Source organism: Pseudomonas sp. KH_017 (genome assembly GCF_057840285.1).
In genome coordinates this window covers 1383776-1399925 of the sequence record NZ_CM174509.1, presented here as the reverse complement: position 1 = coordinate 1399925, position 16150 = coordinate 1383776, and the positions used below count along the sequence as shown (strand labels likewise).

The 16150-nt window shown below is 61.3% G+C and carries 13 protein-coding genes; 4 read left to right on the top strand and 9 right to left on the bottom strand.

Annotated elements, in window-relative coordinates; all coding sequences use genetic code 11:
* Window positions 1–166: 166 nt before the first annotated feature.
* The 4 genes from AC3IT6_RS06280 (at window position 167) to AC3IT6_RS06265 (ending at window position 7654) form a co-directional block, all read left to right on the top strand.
* Window positions 167–1324: an efflux RND transporter periplasmic adaptor subunit gene (locus AC3IT6_RS06280; protein WP_150757343.1), complete on the top strand. Its 1158-nt coding sequence runs from the start codon at window positions 167–169 to the stop codon at window positions 1322–1324.
* 3 nt (window positions 1325–1327) lie between these two features.
* Window positions 1328–4489, top strand: a complete 3162-nt coding sequence (gene emhB / locus AC3IT6_RS06275) for an efflux RND transporter permease subunit EmhB (RefSeq protein WP_489354630.1) — start codon at window positions 1328–1330, stop codon at window positions 4487–4489.
* Entirely contained in the window at window positions 4489–5949 is a 1461-nt protein-coding gene (gene emhC, locus AC3IT6_RS06270; RefSeq protein ID WP_223444383.1) for an efflux RND transporter outer membrane subunit EmhC, read from the top strand. Before emhB ends, emhC begins: the two co-directional genes overlap by 1 nt.
* A 445-nt stretch (window positions 5950–6394) precedes the next feature.
* Entirely contained in the window at window positions 6395–7654 is a 1260-nt protein-coding gene (locus AC3IT6_RS06265) for an OprD family porin (protein ID WP_489354629.1), read from the top strand.
* A gap of 163 nt (window positions 7655–7817) precedes the next feature.
* Here AC3IT6_RS06265 and pcaC read toward each other — a convergent pair whose 3' ends face one another.
* The 9 genes from pcaC to AC3IT6_RS06220 form a co-directional block, all read right to left on the bottom strand.
* On the bottom strand, window positions 7818–8210 hold the full coding sequence (gene pcaC, locus AC3IT6_RS06260; RefSeq protein ID WP_150754136.1) for a 4-carboxymuconolactone decarboxylase: 393 nt from the start codon (window positions 8208–8210) through the stop codon (window positions 7818–7820).
* A 10-nt stretch (window positions 8211–8220) separates the two neighbouring features.
* A complete protein-coding gene (pcaD, locus tag AC3IT6_RS06255) occupies window positions 8221–9012 on the bottom strand; it encodes a 3-oxoadipate enol-lactonase (protein ID WP_489354628.1) in 792 nt (263 codons plus the stop codon).
* A gap of 12 nt (window positions 9013–9024) precedes the next feature.
* Window positions 9025–10389 carry a 3-carboxy-cis,cis-muconate cycloisomerase gene (locus AC3IT6_RS06250; protein WP_489354627.1) on the bottom strand — a complete coding sequence of 455 codons (1365 nt, stop codon included), beginning with the start codon at window positions 10387–10389 and terminating at the stop codon, window positions 9025–9027.
* Window positions 10390–10434: 45 nt separating this feature from the next.
* A complete protein-coding gene (locus AC3IT6_RS06245) occupies window positions 10435–11739 on the bottom strand; it encodes an MFS family transporter (protein ID WP_489354626.1) in 1305 nt (434 codons plus the stop codon).
* Between the two features lie 192 nt (window positions 11740–11931).
* A complete protein-coding gene (gene pcaG / locus AC3IT6_RS06240; protein ID WP_150727600.1) occupies window positions 11932–12498 on the bottom strand; it encodes a protocatechuate 3,4-dioxygenase subunit alpha in 567 nt (188 codons plus the stop codon).
* A 1-nt stretch (window position 12499) separates the two neighbouring features.
* The gene (gene pcaH, locus AC3IT6_RS06235) at window positions 12500–13204 is read right to left on the bottom strand and encodes a protocatechuate 3,4-dioxygenase subunit beta (RefSeq protein ID WP_150727601.1); all 705 of its coding nucleotides are present in this window, start codon (window positions 13202–13204) and stop codon (window positions 12500–12502) included.
* A gap of 37 nt (window positions 13205–13241) precedes the next feature.
* Window positions 13242–14447, bottom strand: coding sequence for a 3-oxoadipyl-CoA thiolase (gene pcaF, locus AC3IT6_RS06230; RefSeq protein ID WP_423505207.1), 1206 nt, complete (start codon window positions 14445–14447; stop codon window positions 13242–13244).
* Window positions 14444–15223, bottom strand: coding sequence for a CoA-transferase subunit beta (locus AC3IT6_RS06225; protein WP_056720807.1), 780 nt, complete (start codon window positions 15221–15223; stop codon window positions 14444–14446). Before AC3IT6_RS06225 ends, pcaF begins: the two co-directional genes overlap by 4 nt.
* Window positions 15223–16080 carry a CoA transferase subunit A gene (locus tag AC3IT6_RS06220; protein WP_008054173.1) on the bottom strand — a complete coding sequence of 286 codons (858 nt, stop codon included), beginning with the start codon at window positions 16078–16080 and terminating at the stop codon, window positions 15223–15225. Before AC3IT6_RS06220 ends, AC3IT6_RS06225 begins: the two co-directional genes overlap by 1 nt.
* Window positions 16081–16150 lie beyond the last annotated feature (70 nt).

Genomic DNA, 16150 nt, shown 5'->3' with positions numbered 1-16150 from the left:
GGCTTGTGTAACGGCCCATGTAACGACGTTGATACGCAGCCTGGGTATTTACAAACAGCCATGTACGTAAGTATATTCCTTAGCAAGCTACTTATCCACTCGGCAAACACTTTTCAACCTTCCACCTTTCTAGTGCGCTCCTTGCGCGCCTGACCCGAGGATTTTCATGCAATTCAAGCCAGCTGTTACCGCTCTGGTCGCCGCCGTCGCCCTGGCATCGCTACTCAGCGGATGCAAAAAGGAAGAGGCAGCACCGGCCGCCCCACCGCCTCAGGTCGGCGTCGTGACTCTGCAACCGCAAGCTTTCACCCTGACATCCGATTTGCCCGGCCGTACCAGTGCGTTCCGCATTGCCGAAGTCCGCCCGCAGGTCAACGGCATCATTCTCAAGCGCCTGTTCAAGGAAGGCAGCGACGTCAAGGCCGGCCAGCAGCTCTATCAGATCGACCCGTCGATCTATGAAGCAACGCTCGCCAGCGCCGAAGCCAACCTGCGTTCGACCAAGTCGATTTCCGACCGCTACAAGCAACTGGTCGACGAACAAGCCGTAAGCCGTCAGGAATACGACACCGCCGTGGCCAACCGCCTGCAATCGGAAGCCGCGTTGCAAACCGCACAGATCAACGTGCGCTACACCAAGGTCTATGCCCCGCTGACCGGCCGCATCGGCCGCTCCTCGGTGACCGAAGGCGCGCTGGTCAGCAATGCCCAGGTCGACGCGATGGCGGTGATCCAGCAAATCGACCCGATCTACGTCGACGTGACGCAGTCCTCGGTCGAGCTGTTGCAACTGCGCCGTGAGCTGGAAAGCGGTCGCCTGCAAAAGGCTGGCGATAACGCAGCGTCGGTCAAGCTGACCCTCGAAGACGGCAGCGAGTACAAGCTGGACGGCAAGCTGGAATTCTCCGAAATCTCGGTTGACCAGACCACCGGTTCCGTCACCCTGCGTGCCATTTTCCCGAACCCTGACCACACCCTTCTGCCTGGCATGTTCGTGCACGCCAAGTTGCTGGCCGGTGTGAACAGCGCGGCGATCCTGGCCCCGCAGCAAGGCGTGACCCGCGACCTCAAAGGTACCCCGACCGCACTGGTTGTCGGCCCGGACAACAAGGTCGAACTGCGTCAACTCAAGGCCAACCGCACCGTCGGTAACCAATGGCTGATCGAAGACGGCCTGAAGGCCGGCGATCGCCTGATCACCGAAGGTCTGCAATTCGTCAAACCCGGCATCGAAGTCAAGGCCAGTGAAGCGACCAACGTAGCCGCAAAGAACCCGGCACCCGCCCAGGCAGCTAATAAAGCCTCCGGCGGCAAAGGGGAGTAAACCATGTCGAAATTTTTTATCGACCGTCCGATTTTCGCCTGGGTAATTGCCCTGGTGATCATGTTGGTCGGGGCACTATCGATCCTCCGGTTGCCGATCAACCAGTACCCGAGCATTGCACCTCCAGCGATCGCCATCTCCGTGGCCTACCCGGGTGCTTCGGCACAAACGGTTCAGGACACCGTGGTTCAGGTGATCGAGCAACAGCTCAACGGTATCGACAACCTGCGTTATGTCTCGTCGGAAAGTAACTCCGACGGCACCATGACCATTACCGCGACCTTCGAGCAAGGCACCAACTCCGACACCGCGCAGGTTCAGGTCCAGAACAAGCTGAACCTGGCCACCCCGCTGTTGCCGCAAGAAGTGCAACAGCAAGGTATCCGCGTCACCAAGGCGGTGAAGAACTTCCTGTTGGTGATCGGCGTGGTGTCGCGTGACGGCAGCATGACCAAGGACGACCTGTCCAACTACATCGTGTCGAACATGCAGGACCCGATCTCGCGGACCGCCGGTGTCGGCGACTTCCAGGTGTTCGGTTCCCAGTACGCCATGCGTATCTGGCTCGACCCGGCCAAGTTGAACAACTACAACCTGACCCCGGTCGACGTCAAGACCGCCATCGCCGCGCAAAACGTCCAGGTGTCGTCCGGCCAGCTCGGCGGCCTGCCTGCCCTGCCCGACACCCAGTTGAACGCGACCATCATCGGCAAGACCCGACTGCAGACTGCGGAGCAATTCGACAAGATCCTGCTCAAGGTCAACAAGGACGGTTCCCAGGTTCGCCTCAAAGATGTCGCCGAAGTCGGTCTGGGTGGCGAGAACTACAGCATCAACGCCCAGTTCAACGGCGCCCCGGCTTCCGGCCTGGCGGTGAAACTGGCCACCGGTGCCAACGCGCTCGATACCGCCAAGGCCCTGCGCACGACCATCGACAGCCTCAAGCCGTTCTTCCCTGAAGGGATGGAAGTGGTGTTCCCGTACGACACCACTCCGGTAGTAACGGAATCGATCAGGGGCGTGGTTCACACCCTGGTCGAAGCGGTCGCGCTGGTGTTCCTGGTGATGTTCCTGTTCCTGCAAAACTTCCGTGCCACGATCATCACCACGATGACCGTGCCGGTGGTATTGCTCGGTACGTTCGGGATCCTCGCGGCAGCGGGTTTCAGCATCAACACCCTGACCATGTTCGGCATGGTGCTGGCCATCGGCTTGCTGGTGGACGACGCCATCGTCGTGGTGGAAAACGTCGAACGGGTGATGAGCGAAGAAGGCCTGTCACCCAAGGAAGCCACCAAGAAGTCCATGGGCCAGATCCAGGGCGCACTGGTCGGTATCGCCCTGGTGCTGTCGGCGGTTCTGCTGCCAATGGCGTTCTTCAGCGGCTCCACCGGTGTGATCTACAAGCAGTTCTCGATCACCATCGTCTCGGCCATGGCCCTGTCGGTACTGGTCGCGCTGATCTTCACCCCGGCGCTCTGCGCCACCATGCTCAAGCCGATTCCGAAAGGCGAGCACGGCACCCCGAAACGCGGTTTCTTTGGCTGGTTCAACCGCAATTTCGACCGCGGCGTTCGCAGCTACGAACGCGGTGTCGGCAATATCCTGCAGCGCAAGATCCCGTACCTGTTGGCGTACCTGCTGATCGTGGTTGGCATGATCTGGCTGTTCACCCGCATTCCAACGGCGTTCCTGCCGGAAGAAGACCAAGGTGTACTGTTCGCCCAGGTGCAGACCCCGGCCGGCTCTACGTCCCAGCGCACCCAGGTGGTCGTCGACGAAATGCGCGAATTCCTGCTGCGCCCTGGCAAGGATGGCGGCGAAGGCGATGCGGTGAACTCGGTGTTTACCGTGACCGGCTTCAACTTCGCCGGCCGAGGCCAGAGTTCGGGTATGGCGTTCATCATGCTCAGGCCTTGGGACGAACGTAACGCCGACAACAACGTGTTCAAGGTGGCGACCCGTGCCCAGCAGCACTTCTTCACCTTCCGCGATGCCATGGTGTTCGCCTTCGCGCCACCGGCGGTACTGGAACTGGGTAATGCCACCGGTTTCGACGTGTTCCTGCAGGACCGCGCCGGTATCGGCCACGAAAAACTGATGCAAGCGCGCAACCAGTTCCTCGGCATGGCCGCACAAAGCAAGATCCTGACCCAGGTGCGTCCGAACGGCCTGAACGACGAACCGCAATACCAGCTGGAAATCGATGACGAGAAGGCCAGTGCCCTGGGCATTACCATCGCCGACATCAACAACACCCTGTCGATTGCCCTGGGCAGTAGCTACGTCAACGACTTCATCGACCGTGGTCGGGTGAAGAAGGTGTATGTGCAAGGCCAGCCAGGCGCTCGCATGGGCCCTGAAGACCTGCAGAAGTGGTACGTGCGCAACGCCACCGGCACCATGGTTCCGTTCTCGGCGTTCGCCAAGGGCGAGTGGATTTACGGTTCACCGAAACTGGCCCGTTACAACGGTGTAGAAGCGATGGAGATCCTCGGCGCCCCGGCTCCGGGTTACTCCACCGGTGAAGCCATGCTCGAAGTCGAAGCCATCGCCAAGAAACTGCCGGCCGGTGTCGGTATTTCCTGGACCGGCCTGTCGTACGAAGAACGTCTGTCCGGTTCGCAAGCGCCAGCGCTGTACGCCCTGTCGCTGCTGATGGTGTTCCTGTGCCTGGCGGCGTTGTATGAAAGCTGGTCGATTCCGATCGCGGTGATGTTGGTGGTACCGCTGGGGATCATCGGTGCACTGATGGCCACCAGCCTGCGCGGTTTGTCCAACGACGTGTACTTCCAGGTAGGTTTGTTGACGACTATCGGTCTGGCGGCGAAAAACGCCATTCTGATTGTCGAATTTGCCAAGGAACTGCACGAACAAGGGCGTAGCCTGCGCGATGCGGCGATTGAAGCCTGCCGCATGCGTCTGCGACCGATCATCATGACCTCGCTCGCCTTCGTCCTCGGTGTGGTACCACTGGCGATATCCACGGGCGCAGGTTCCGGTAGCCAGCATGCAATCGGTACCGGCGTGATCGGCGGTATGATCACGGCGACTGTGCTGGCGATCTTCTGGGTCCCGCTGTTCTTCGTTACCGTGTCGTCCATAGGCCAGCGTAAAATCGCCGACCAGGATGACGCTACTGAAACTCCTAAAGAGGCTGGCTAATGAGCAAGTCGCTACTCTCCCTGGCAGTCGCCGCCTTCGTGCTCGGTGGCTGCTCGCTGATACCTGATTATCAGCAGCCCGAAGCGCCGGTGGCGGGCCAGTACCCGCAGGGCCTGGCGTACTCGCCGGCCCAGGCACCGGCGCAAGCGGCTGCCGAGCAGGGCTGGAAGCAGTTTTTCCATGACCCGGCGCTGCAACAGCTGATCCAGGTGGCCCTGGAAAACAACCGTGACCTGCGTGTCGCGGCCCTGAACATCGACGCGTTTGCGGCTCAATACCGCATCTCCCGTGCCGATCTGTTCCCGGCCGTCTCGGCCAACGGCACCGGCAGTCGTCAGCGCTTTCCGGCTGACGCTTCGCAGACCGGCGAAGCCGGCATCACCAGCTCCTACTCGGCAACTGTTGGCGTCAGCGCCTACGAACTCGACCTGTTCGGTCGGGTTCGCAGCCTGAACGAAGAAGCGTTGCAGAAGTACTTCGCCACTGAAGAAGGCCGCCGCAGCACGCAGATCAGCCTGGTGGCCAGTGTGGCCAATGCCTACCTGACCTGGCAGGCCGACAAGGAACTGTACAAGCTGACCCAGGACACCCTGGCCGCCTTCGAGGAGAGCTACAAGCTCACCGCCCGCAGCAACGAAGTCGGGGTCGCCTCGGCCCTGGACCTGGCGCAGTCGCGCACCTCGGTGGAAAACGCCCGTGCGCAACTGGCCAAGTACACCCGTCAGGTCGCCCAGGACGAGAACAGTCTGGTGCTGCTGCTCGGCACCGGTATCCCGGCCAACCTGCAAGCAGCCAAACCGCTTGACGACGACCTGCTGAGCGACGTTCCGCCCGGCCTGCCGTCGGACCTGCTGCATCGTCGTCCGGACATCCTTCAGGCCGAGTACAACCTGAAGGCCGCCAACGCCAACATCGGCGCGGCGCGGGCGGCGTTCTTCCCGAGCATCAGCCTCACGGCCAATGCGGGGACCTTGAGCCCGGACCTGTCCGGTCTGTTCAAGGGTGGTTCGGGCACCTGGTTGTTCCAGCCGCAGATCAACCTGCCGATCTTCAACGCCGGCGCCCTGAGCGCCAGCCTGGATTACTCGAAAATCCAGAAAGACATCGGCGTGGCGAACTACGAGAAGTCCATTCAAACGGCCTTCCAGGAAGTCGCCGACGGCCTGGCCGCGCGCCAGACCTACGTCCAGCAGTTGCAGGCACAGAAAGATTTCGTCAGTGCCAACCAGGACTACTACCGCCTGGCCGAGCGTCGCTACCGCATCGGTGTCGACAGCAACCTGACCTTCCTCGACGCCCAGCGTCAGCTGTTCAGTGCGCAACAGGTGCTGATCACCGACCGTCTGGCGCAGTTGGTCAGCCAGGTCAACCTGTACAAGGCCCTGGGTGGTGGCTGGAATGAACAGACGGCGAAGAACGAGCCGTTGAAAGAAGAAGCGCCGAAGATGAAGTATTTCTGATAGTGCTGTGAAAACACGAAGCCCACCTTTTGGTGGGCTTTTTGTTGGCTGCCTGAAAATCTGTGTTGTCCGTTATGGCCCCTTCGTCGGAACGCCGCCCGGAGCAAGCCCGCTCCCACATTTAACCGGGTTTCTCCCGAAGGAATGCGGTCGAATGTGGGAGCGGGCTTGCTCGCGAAGAGGCCGGCCAACACACCACAAAACCCAAACCAATGTTACGATTCGATAATCGCCCAAAACCCGCTTTTTACGATTGAACCATCCAGTACATTCCACGCACCATCCGAACCACAAAACCAATAACAACAGGTTCGACACCATGCCCCCGCGCCCTGCCCTCTCCGGCTGACCTGCTTCGTTTTGTGCTGATTTCGAATATTCGTCTGCAACCCCGGGTTGCGGCATCACCCCGCTTCATCCCCAAGAATTAGAGAGACCCGAGCTCATGACGTCTTCCACCGCGCAGTATTTCGTTCCCAGCCTGATCGCCGCCGCCCTGGCCAGCGCGGCCCTGCCCGCCTACGCCGAAGAGTCGGGTTTTGTCGAAGGGGCCAAGGTCAACCTGAACCTGCGCAACTTCTACATCAACCGCAACTTCACCAACCCGACCAAAGCCCAGGGCAAGGCTGAAGAGTGGACGCAGAGTTTCATCCTCGACGCCAAGTCCGGCTTCACCCAGGGCACCGTCGGGTTCGGCATGGATGTGCTCGGTTTGTATTCGGTGAAGCTCGACGGCGGCAAAGGCACAGGCGGTACGCAACTGCTGCCACTGGATCATGACGGTCGCCCGGCAGACAACTTCGGCCGCACCAACGTCGCGTTCAAGGCCAAGCTGTCGCAAACCGAAGTCAAAGTCGGCGAGTGGATGCCGGTGCTGCCAATCCTGCGTTCGGACGACGGTCGTTCGCTGCCGCAAACCTTCCGTGGCGGTCAGATCACGTCGAAGGAAATCAATGGCCTGACGCTCTACGGCGGCCAGTTCCGCCAGAACAGCCCACGCGACGACAGCAGCATGAACGACATGTCGATGACCGGCAAAGCCGCGTTCACCTCCGACCGTTTCAACTTCCAGGGCGGCGAGTACGTGTTCAACGACAAGCGCACCCAGGTCGGTCTGTGGAACGCCGAGCTCAAGGACATCTACAGCCAGCAATTCATCAACCTGACCCACAACCAACCGATCGGCGACTGGACCCTGGGCGCCAACCTGGGTTTCTTCTACGGCAAGGATGACGGCAGCGCCCGGGCCGGCGAGCTGGACAACAAAACAATGTACGGTTTGTTTTCGGCCAAGCACGGCGGCAACACGTTCTATGTAGGTCTGCAGAAACTCACCGGCGACAACGCCTGGATGCGGGTCAACGGCACCAGCGGCGGCACCCTGGCCAACGACAGCTACAACTCCAGCTACGACAACGCCCAGGAGAAATCCTGGCAAGTGCGCCACGACTACAACTTCGCCGCCGTGGGCGTACCGGGCCTGACCCTGATGAACCGCTACATCAGCGGTGACAATGTGCACACCGGCACTATCACCGATGGCAAGGAATGGGGACGTGAATCGGAACTGGGCTACACCGTGCAGAGCGGTGCGCTGAAAGACCTGAACCTGAAATGGCGCAACTCGACCATGCGCCGGGATTACAGCAATAACGAGTTCGATGAGAACCGCTTGATCATCAGCTATCCGATCAGCCTGTTGTAAACACAAAACAAATGTGGGAGCGGCGGTGCGGCGATCCGACTTGCTCGCGAAGTGGGAGTATCAGTCAACAATGATATCGACTGATAGACCGCTTTCGCGAGCAAGCCCGCTCCCACATTGGATCTTCTGTGACTATAAATCTGCGTTCCCACAGGTAAATAGCTTACTCCCGCGACTCAACCCCCAACTCATCCCACACCGACTCGGCCAGGTGGAACGTCGCATTGGCCGCCGGAATCCCGCAGTAGATTGCGCTCTGCATGATCACTTCCTTGATCTCGCCACGGCTGACGCCGTTGTTGGCGGCGGCGCGCAGGTGCAGTTTGAGTTCACCCTCGCGGTTCATGCCGATCAGCATGGCGATGGTGATCAGGCTGCGGGTATGGCGCGGCAGGCCCGGGCGGGTCCAGATGTCGCCCCAGGCGTGGCGGGTGATCATCTCCTGAAACTCCGAGTTGAACTCGGTCAGGGCGTTCAGGCTGCGGTCGACGTGGGCGTCGCCAAGGACCGCGCGACGGACTTCCATGCCCTCGTCGTAACGTTGTTTCTCATCCACTGCAATACCCTCAATCAGCCGACAGAAACGCCAGTACGCGCTCGCTGAACGCATTGCCTGCCTGGACGTTGGACAAATGCGCTGCGTAGAACTCGGCGTACTCGGCCCCGCGCACATGCTCTTGAATGAAATGCCCACCGGACGGTGGCGTCACGGCGTCCTCGGTGCCAGCGATGACCAGCAGCGGCGCCTTGATCGACGACAATTGATCACGGAAATCGGCATCGCGCACGGCTGCACAGTTGGCTGCATAGCCCTGTGGCGAAGTGGCCGCGAGCATGTCGGTAATCTGCTTGGCCGCCGCCGGATTGGCTTCGGAGAAGTCCGGGGTGAACCAGCGGGCAATCGATGCATCGCGCAGGGCAACCATGGCCGCCTGACCATCGCGCAGCACCATCTCAATGCGCGGATCCCATATCGATGGATCGCCGATTTTCGCTGCGGTATTGCACACGATCAGTTTGTTCAGGCGCTCGCCGGCATTGATGCCCAGCCACTGGCCGATCAACCCGCCCATGGACAGACCGCAGAAATGCGCGCGCTCGATGTGCAAGGCATCCAGCAAGGCGAGCACGTCGTGGCCCAGTTGCTCGATGCTGTACGGGCCCGGCGTCACCAGCGATTGGCCGTGACCACGGGTGTCGAAACGCAGCACGCGAAAATGCCCGGAGAACGCCGGGATCTGCGCGTCCCACATGTGCAGGTCCGTGCCCAGGGAGTTGGACAGCACCAGTACCGGCGCATCGACCGGTCCATCGAGTTGGTAATGCAGTTCGCCCTCGGCGAGTTGTACAAAAGCCACAGCAAGTCTCCTTCAGGCAGTCAATGCAGAATGTTCAGCCACCGCCCTCTCGACCCAGGTTTTGGCCTGACCGAGATAGTGGGCGGGGTCCAGCAGATGATCGAGTTCAGCCGCCGACAGTTCGGCGGTCACTTGCGGTTCGTCGCCGAGGACCGCACGCAGATGACGTTGTTCGGCCACGGCGCGTTTGCAGCATTGTTCCAGCAGATGGTGCGCGGTATCGCGCCCGACCCGTTGCGCAAGGACGATGCTCACCGCTTCGGCGAGCACCAGGCCCTGGGTCAAATCGAGGTTGCGCGCCATGCGCTCGGCATCCACTTCCAGTCCTTGGGCGATCAACAGCGCTTGCTGCAGGCTGCCGGACACCAGGCAGCAAATCTCCGGCAGGGTTTCCCACTCGGCATGCCACAGGCCGAGGCTGCGTTCATGTTCCTGGGGCATAGCGCTGAACAGCGTCGAGAGCAAACCGGGGACACGCGTCGCCGCGCCGATCAGCACCGCCGCGCCCACTGGATTGCGCTTGTGCGGCATGGTCGAGGAACCGCCCTTGCCCGGCGCCGAGGGTTCGAACACTTCGGCGGCCTCGGTCTGCATCAACAGGCTGATATCGCGCCCAAGCTTGCCGAGACTGCCGGCGATCAGCCCGAGCGCGGCGCCGAATTCCACCACGCGATCACGCTGGGTATGCCACGGCTGCTCAGGCAAGGTCAGTTGCAGTTCTTCGGCCAGCGCCTGGGCAATCGGCATGGCCTGCTCGCCAAGGGCCGCAAGGGTTCCGGACGCACCGCCGAATTGCAGCACCAGCAGGCGCGGTTTCAGTTCGGCCAAGCGTTGGCGACTGCGGGTCACCGCCCCCAGCCAGCCGGCGATTTTCATGCCGAGGGTGACCGGCGTCGCGTGTTGCAACCAGGTGCGCCCTGCCAACGGCGTCGCGACATAACGCTGAGCTTGAGTCGCCAGGATTTGCCCCAATTGCGCCAGATCGTTTTCGATCAATTCCAGCGCCCGGCGCAGTTGCAGCACCAGGCCGCTGTCCATCACGTCCTGGCTGGTCGCGCCCAGATGCACATAGCGCTCGGCTTCGGTATCGGTGGCCGCGATCTGTTTGCCCAGCGCCTTGACCAACGGAATCGCCGAGTTACCGGCCGTGGCAATCGCCTCGCCCAACGCCGCAAAGTCGTAAAGCCCGGCGCTGCAAGCCGCTTCAATCGGCGCGACAGCACTCGACGGAATCATCCCGACCCGCGCTTCGGCCCGGGCCAGTGCCGCTTCGAAATCGAGCATGGCCTGGACCCGACCCTGATCGCAGAACACCTCACGCATATCGCGGGCCGTGAAATAGGCATCGAACAATTGATTGCCCGGTCGCTGGTTCATAAACAGTTCCTGAAGGCGCGGGCCTTTGCGACCCGCGCGTGAAGATCAAAGGTCTTGCTGCAGATACTTCGCCTGTTTTGGCAGGCGCAGGCTGAACAGGAATGCCACCGCCATCATCACCGTGACGTACCAGTAGAAGGAGTTTTCCATGCCCACGGCCTTGAGGCTCAAGGCCACATACTCCGCCGAACCACCGAAGATTGCATTCGCCACCGCATACGCCAGGCCGACACCCAGTGCACGCACCTCGGGCGGGAACATTTCGGCTTTTACCAAACCGCTGATCGAGGTGTAGAAACTGACGATCACCAGCGCCAGGGTAATCAACACAAAGGCCAGGAACGGACTTGTCACGCTTTTCAGGCTCAACAGGATCGGCACAGTGAACAGCGTGCCGAGGGCGCCGAACCAGAGCATCGAGTTACGCCGACCGATCTTGTCGGCGAGCATGCCGAAAATCGGCTGCATGCACATATAGAGGAACAGCGCGCCGGTCATGATGTAACTGGCGGTCTTGGCCGGCATGCCGGCGGTGTTCACCAGGTACTTCTGCATGTACGTGGTGAAGGTGTAGAAGATCAGCGAACCACCGGCGGTGTAACCGAGCACGGTGATGAACGCGGCTTTATGGTCGCGAAACAACGCGCGGATACTGCCGGCGTCCTTGTTTTCGCGCATTGCCTTGCTGGTGGTTTCTTTCAGCGAACGACGCAGATACAGCGAAACCAGCGCCGCCATGGCACCCACCACGAAGGGAATCCGCCAGCCGTAGGCACGCAGGTCATCTTCGGTGAGGAACTGTTGCAGGATCACCACCAGCGACACCGCGAGCAACTGGCCGCCGATCAGGGTCACGTACTGGAACGAGGCGAAGAAACCGCGCTGGCCCTTGAGCGCCACTTCACTCATATAGGTCGCGGTAGTGCCGTACTCGCCGCCCACCGACAAGCCTTGCAGCAAACGGGCGAACAGCAACAGGATCGGCGCCCAGACCCCGATGCTGTTGTAGGTCGGCAGGCAGGCGATCAGCAGCGAGCCGAAGCACATCATCAGAATCGAGATCAACATCGAATTCTTGCGTCCGTGCTTGTCCGCCAAGCGCCCGAAAATCCAGCCACCAATCGGCCGCATCAGGAACCCGGCGGCGAACACGCCAGCGGTGTTGACCAGTTGCACCGTGGGGTTATCGGACGGGAAAAAGGCCGGTGCGAAATAGATCGCACAGAAGGCGTAGACGTAGAAGTCGAACCATTCGACCAGGTTGCCGGACGAGGCACCGACAATGGCGAAGATCCGCTTGCTGCGTTCTTCGCTCGTATAAAGAGCTATAGGCGCTGCGGGTGTTGTCATTATTTTTTCACTCAATGGGGACAGTGAGAACCTAGACACACTTTGTAACACTCCCATTCCGCAATACGTCAGCAACAAAAATCCACTGTGGGAGCGGGCTTGCTCGCGAAGGCGTAGTGTCAGTCGATAAAAATGTTGCCTGACATACCGCCTTCGCGAGCAAGCCCGCTCCCACAAGGGGATGGTGTTCACTCAGTAATCAAAGAACACCGTCTCGGCATCGGTGCCCTGCAGAATCACGTTCCACTGGTACACGCCCGACGCATCCTGCTTGGCCAGCAGCGTACTGCGGCGCTCGGCCGGCACGCACTCCAGCAACGGATCATTCACGTTCGCCGCCTCGCCATCAAAGTAAATCCGCGTCAGCAAGTGCTTGACCAGGCCACGGGCAAATACCAGCACCACCAGGTGCGGTGCCTGAGTCGTGCCTTTGAGCCCCTCGACCGTACCCGGCTTGATGGTGGTGAAACGAAAACGCCCTTCGGCATCCACCGGCACTCGGCCAAAACCTTCGAAATTCGGGTCCAGGGGTTTGTCCTGGTCGTCTTCCGGGTGGTCGTACTTGCCGGCGGCGTTGGCCTGCCAGACTTCCAGCATCGCGTCGTTGACGACATCGCCGTTGCCATCGACCACTTGCCCGGTGATCGCCACGCGCTCGCCCAGGGTTTGTTCGACGGTCAGGTTTTCGCGGTTCAGCCAGGTCAGGCCGATGTGGTAGTACGGCCCGACGGTGTGGGACGTGGTCGCAGTCAGCGTCATCTTATTTCTCCATCGGCGTGGCGTCGCGGCCGCGCAAAACGATGTCCCAGCGATAACCGAGGGCATAGGAAGGGATGGTTTTTTCCAGATCGAACGTGGCGATCAAGCGCTCTTTCGCGCTGGTATCGGGCACGCAGTTGTAGATCGGGTCGTAGGCCAGCAACGGGTCGCCCGGGAAATACATCTGCGTCACCAGGCGCGTCAGGATGCTCGGCCCGAACAGCGAGAAATGGATGTGCGCCGGGCGCCACGCGTTGTGGTGGTTGCCCCACGGATAGGCGCCGGGCTTGATGGTCTGGAACTGATACCAGCCATCGGCGTCGGTCACGGTACGGCCAGTGCCGGTGAAATTCGGGTCCAGCGGTGCGTCGTGCAGGTCGCGGGCATGGGCGTAGCGACCGGCGGCGTTGGCCTGCCAGATCTCCACCAGAATCCCCGGCACCGGCAGACCGTTTTCATCCAGCACGCGGCCGTGGATGATGATGCGCTCACCCTGTGGTTGCCCCTCGTGCTGGGCGGTCAGGTCGCTGTCCTTCTCGTTGACGCGCTCTGCGCCGATGGTCGGACCGGTAATTTCCGACAACGAATGAGGCAGGAACACCAACGGTTTCGACGGCGAGCGCAGGTTCGTGGATTGATAGGCCGGGTGCAGGTATTCCGGCTGAGTGCCCGCCTGCGGGCGACGGTAACCAGGCTTGTCAGTCATGAAGCATTCCTCAGTTCTTATAAGTCTTCAGAGCGCGTCAGACGCGCTCGATTGCCAGGGCCAGACCCTGACCGACACCGACGCACATGGTCGCCAGACCTTTCTTGCCAGCGGTTTTTTCCAGCTGATGCAACGCGGTCAACACCAGTCGCGCGCCGCTCATGCCCAACGGATGACCCAAGGCAATCGCGCCACCGTTCGGGTTGACCTGGGCCGCGTCGTCCGCGATTCCCAGTTCACGCAGCACCGCCAAGCCTTGGCTGGCGAAGGCTTCGTTGAGCTCGATCACGTCGAAATCGCTGACCGCCACACCGAGGCGTTCGATCAGTTTACGCACCGCCGGCACCGGGCCAATGCCCATCACCCGCGGGGCGACACCGGCGCTGGCCATACCCAGCACTTTGGCGCGGGCCGTCAGACCGTGTTTCTTCACCGCTTCGGCCGAAGCCAGGATCAACGCGGCGGCGCCGTCGTTCACTCCCGAGGCATTGCCGGCGGTGACGGTTTTGTCGGGGCCGTTGACCGGTTTGAGTTTGGTCAGGGCTTCCAGGGTGGTGTCGGCGCGAGGATGCTCGTCCTGGCTGACCACGGTTTCACCCTTCTTATGGGCTATGCGCACTTCAACGATTTCTTCGGCGAAGAACCCGGCAGCTTGCGCGGCGGCCGTGCGTTGTTGACTGCGCAGGGCGAAAGCGTCCTGATCGGCGCGGGACACCTTGTAATCGTCGGCCACGTTGTCAGCGGTCTGCGGCATCGCATCCACACCGTATTGGGCTTTCATCAACGGGTTGATGAAACGCCAGCCGATGGTGGTGTCTTCGAGCTTCATGTTGCGCGAAAACGCGGCATCGGCCTTGCCCATTACGAAAGGCGCACGGGACATCGACTCGACGCCACCGGCAATCGCCAGCTCCATCTCGCCGCTGGCGATAGCGCGGAACGCGGTGCCGATAGCATCCATGCCCGAAGCGCAGAGGCGGTTGAGGGTCACGCCGGGAATGGTTTCCGGCAGGCCGGCCAGCAACAGTGCCATACGCGCGACGTTGCGGTTGTCTTCACCGGCCTGGTTGGCGCAGCCGAGGAACACCTCATCCACGGCGCTCCAGTCCACCGACGGGTTACGCTCCATCAGTGCCTTGATCGGCACCGCGGCCAGATCGTCGGCACGCACCGTCGACAGGCCACCGCCGAAACGGCCGATGGGGGTACGAATCGCGTCGCAGATATAAACGTCACGCATCACGCTTCTCCGGGGGCTTGGCCGTGTGCGGCAGCGGTACGGGCTTCGAGGTCGCGCAGCGCGGTCAGTTCGACTTCAGTCGGCTCGGCGGTTTGCTCAACATGGTCGGCAAAACGAATCGCCCAACCAGTAGCCGCTACCACTTGCTCGCGGGTCACGCCCGGGTGCAGTGCGGTGACCACGAATTCGTGGGTGCCCTCCTCCGGTTCCATGATGCACAGGTCGGTGATGATCCCCACCGGACCGGCGCCTGGCAGACCGAGACGCTTGCGCGAATCGCCGCCCTCGCCGTGGCCGACCGAGGTAATGAAGTCGAGTTTGTCGACAAAGGAGCGCGACGACTGCTTGAGGATGATCAACACGCTCTTGGCGGAACCGGCAATCTCCGGCGCGCCACCTGCACCCGGCAAGCGCACTTTCGGCGAGTGGTAATCACCCACGACGGTGGTGTTGATGTTGCCGAAACGGTCGACCTGCGCCGCGCCGAGGAAGCCGACGTCAATGCGCCCGCCCTGCAGCCAGTAACGGAAAATCTCGCCGGTCGGGACCACGGTGTCAGCGGTTTCCGCCAGTTCACCGTCACCAATCGACAGTGGCAATACACTTGGCTTGGCACCGATCGGACCCGATTCGTAGATCAGCACCACATCAGGCGAGGAAGTCAGGCGCGCCAGGTTGGCCGCTTTCGACGGCAGGCCGATACCGACGAAGCACACCGAACCGTTCTTCAGACGGCGAGCGGCGGCGACAGTCATCATTTCATTGGTGGTGTAAGTCATTACTTCGCCTCCGAAGCGGCGGCCAGTTTGGCCTGGAACTCGCTGAAGTCAGCGCTGCCGTGGATGTATTCGTTGATCCACGCGGTGAAGGTTTCACGGTCGCGGGCAATCGGGTCCCAGGCCTGGTAGAAGCGGTTGTCGCGCTCGTTGTAACCATGGGCGTAGGACGGATGCGCGCCGCCAGGTACGTGGCAAACCGCGCTCAAGGCCCAGGTTGGCAAGACACAGGAGTTCATCGGTGCGTTGAGGTCGTCGACGATCTCCTCAACGGTAACGATGCAGCGCTTGGCGGCCAGTGCAGCTTCTTTCTGCACGCCGAGGATGCCCCAGAGCAGCACGTTGCCCTTGCGGTCGGCTTTCTGCGCATGAATCACGGTAATGTCCGGACGTACCGAAGGCACGGCGGCCAACACTTCGCCAGTGAACGGGCAGGTGACGGATTTGATCAGCGGGTTGACCTTCGGCAAGTCGGAACCGGCGTAGGCACGCAGCACCGCGAAGGGCAGGCCGGAAGCGCCGGCGACGTAGGCATTGGCCAGGTCGGCATGGCTGTGTTCTTCGATTTCCAGCGCATGCGGCCACTGTTTCTCCACAGCATCACGCAGGCGATGCAGGGAGCCGACACCCGGGTTGCCGCCCCAGGAGAAAATCAGCTTGCGGGCACAACCGGCACCGATCAACTGGTCGTAGATCAAGTCAGGGGTCATCCGCACCAGGGTCAGGTCTTTCTTGCCCTGGCGAATGATTTCGTGACCCGCCGCCGTCGGGATCAGGTGAGTAAAGCCTTCGAGCGCGACCGTATCGCCGTCGTTTACGAATTGCTTCACCGCGTCGTGCAGCGAAAGGATTTCAGCCATTGGGGCAGGCTCCCGTTTATTGTTAACCGACAGTGGAAGAAGGCGCCGATGCGCAGCGCCGGAATGACTG

Excerpts from the sequence above, each read along its gene's own strand:
- AC3IT6_RS06250 (WP_489354627.1), bottom strand. The coding sequence starts at position 10,389 with ATGAACCAGCGACCGGGCAATCAATTGTTCGATGCCTATTTCACGGCC.
- AC3IT6_RS06265 (WP_489354629.1), top strand. The coding sequence starts at position 6,395 with ATGACGTCTTCCACCGCGCAGTATTTCGTTCCCAGCCTGATCGCCGCC.
- AC3IT6_RS06225 (WP_056720807.1), bottom strand. The coding sequence starts at position 15,223 with ATGACTTACACCACCAATGAAATGATGACTGTCGCCGCCGCTCGCCGT.
- AC3IT6_RS06220 (WP_008054173.1), bottom strand. The coding sequence starts at position 16,080 with ATGGCTGAAATCCTTTCGCTGCACGACGCGGTGAAGCAATTCGTAAAC.
- pcaG (WP_150727600.1), bottom strand. The coding sequence starts at position 12,498 with ATGACGCTGACTGCGACCACGTCCCACACCGTCGGGCCGTACTACCAC.
- pcaH (WP_150727601.1), bottom strand. The coding sequence starts at position 13,204 with ATGACTGACAAGCCTGGTTACCGTCGCCCGCAGGCGGGCACTCAGCCG.
- emhC (WP_223444383.1), top strand. The coding sequence starts at position 4,489 with ATGAGCAAGTCGCTACTCTCCCTGGCAGTCGCCGCCTTCGTGCTCGGT.
- AC3IT6_RS06280 (WP_150757343.1), top strand. The coding sequence starts at position 167 with ATGCAATTCAAGCCAGCTGTTACCGCTCTGGTCGCCGCCGTCGCCCTG.
- emhB (WP_489354630.1), top strand. The coding sequence starts at position 1,328 with ATGTCGAAATTTTTTATCGACCGTCCGATTTTCGCCTGGGTAATTGCC.
- AC3IT6_RS06245 (WP_489354626.1), bottom strand. The coding sequence starts at position 11,739 with ATGACAACACCCGCAGCGCCTATAGCTCTTTATACGAGCGAAGAACGC.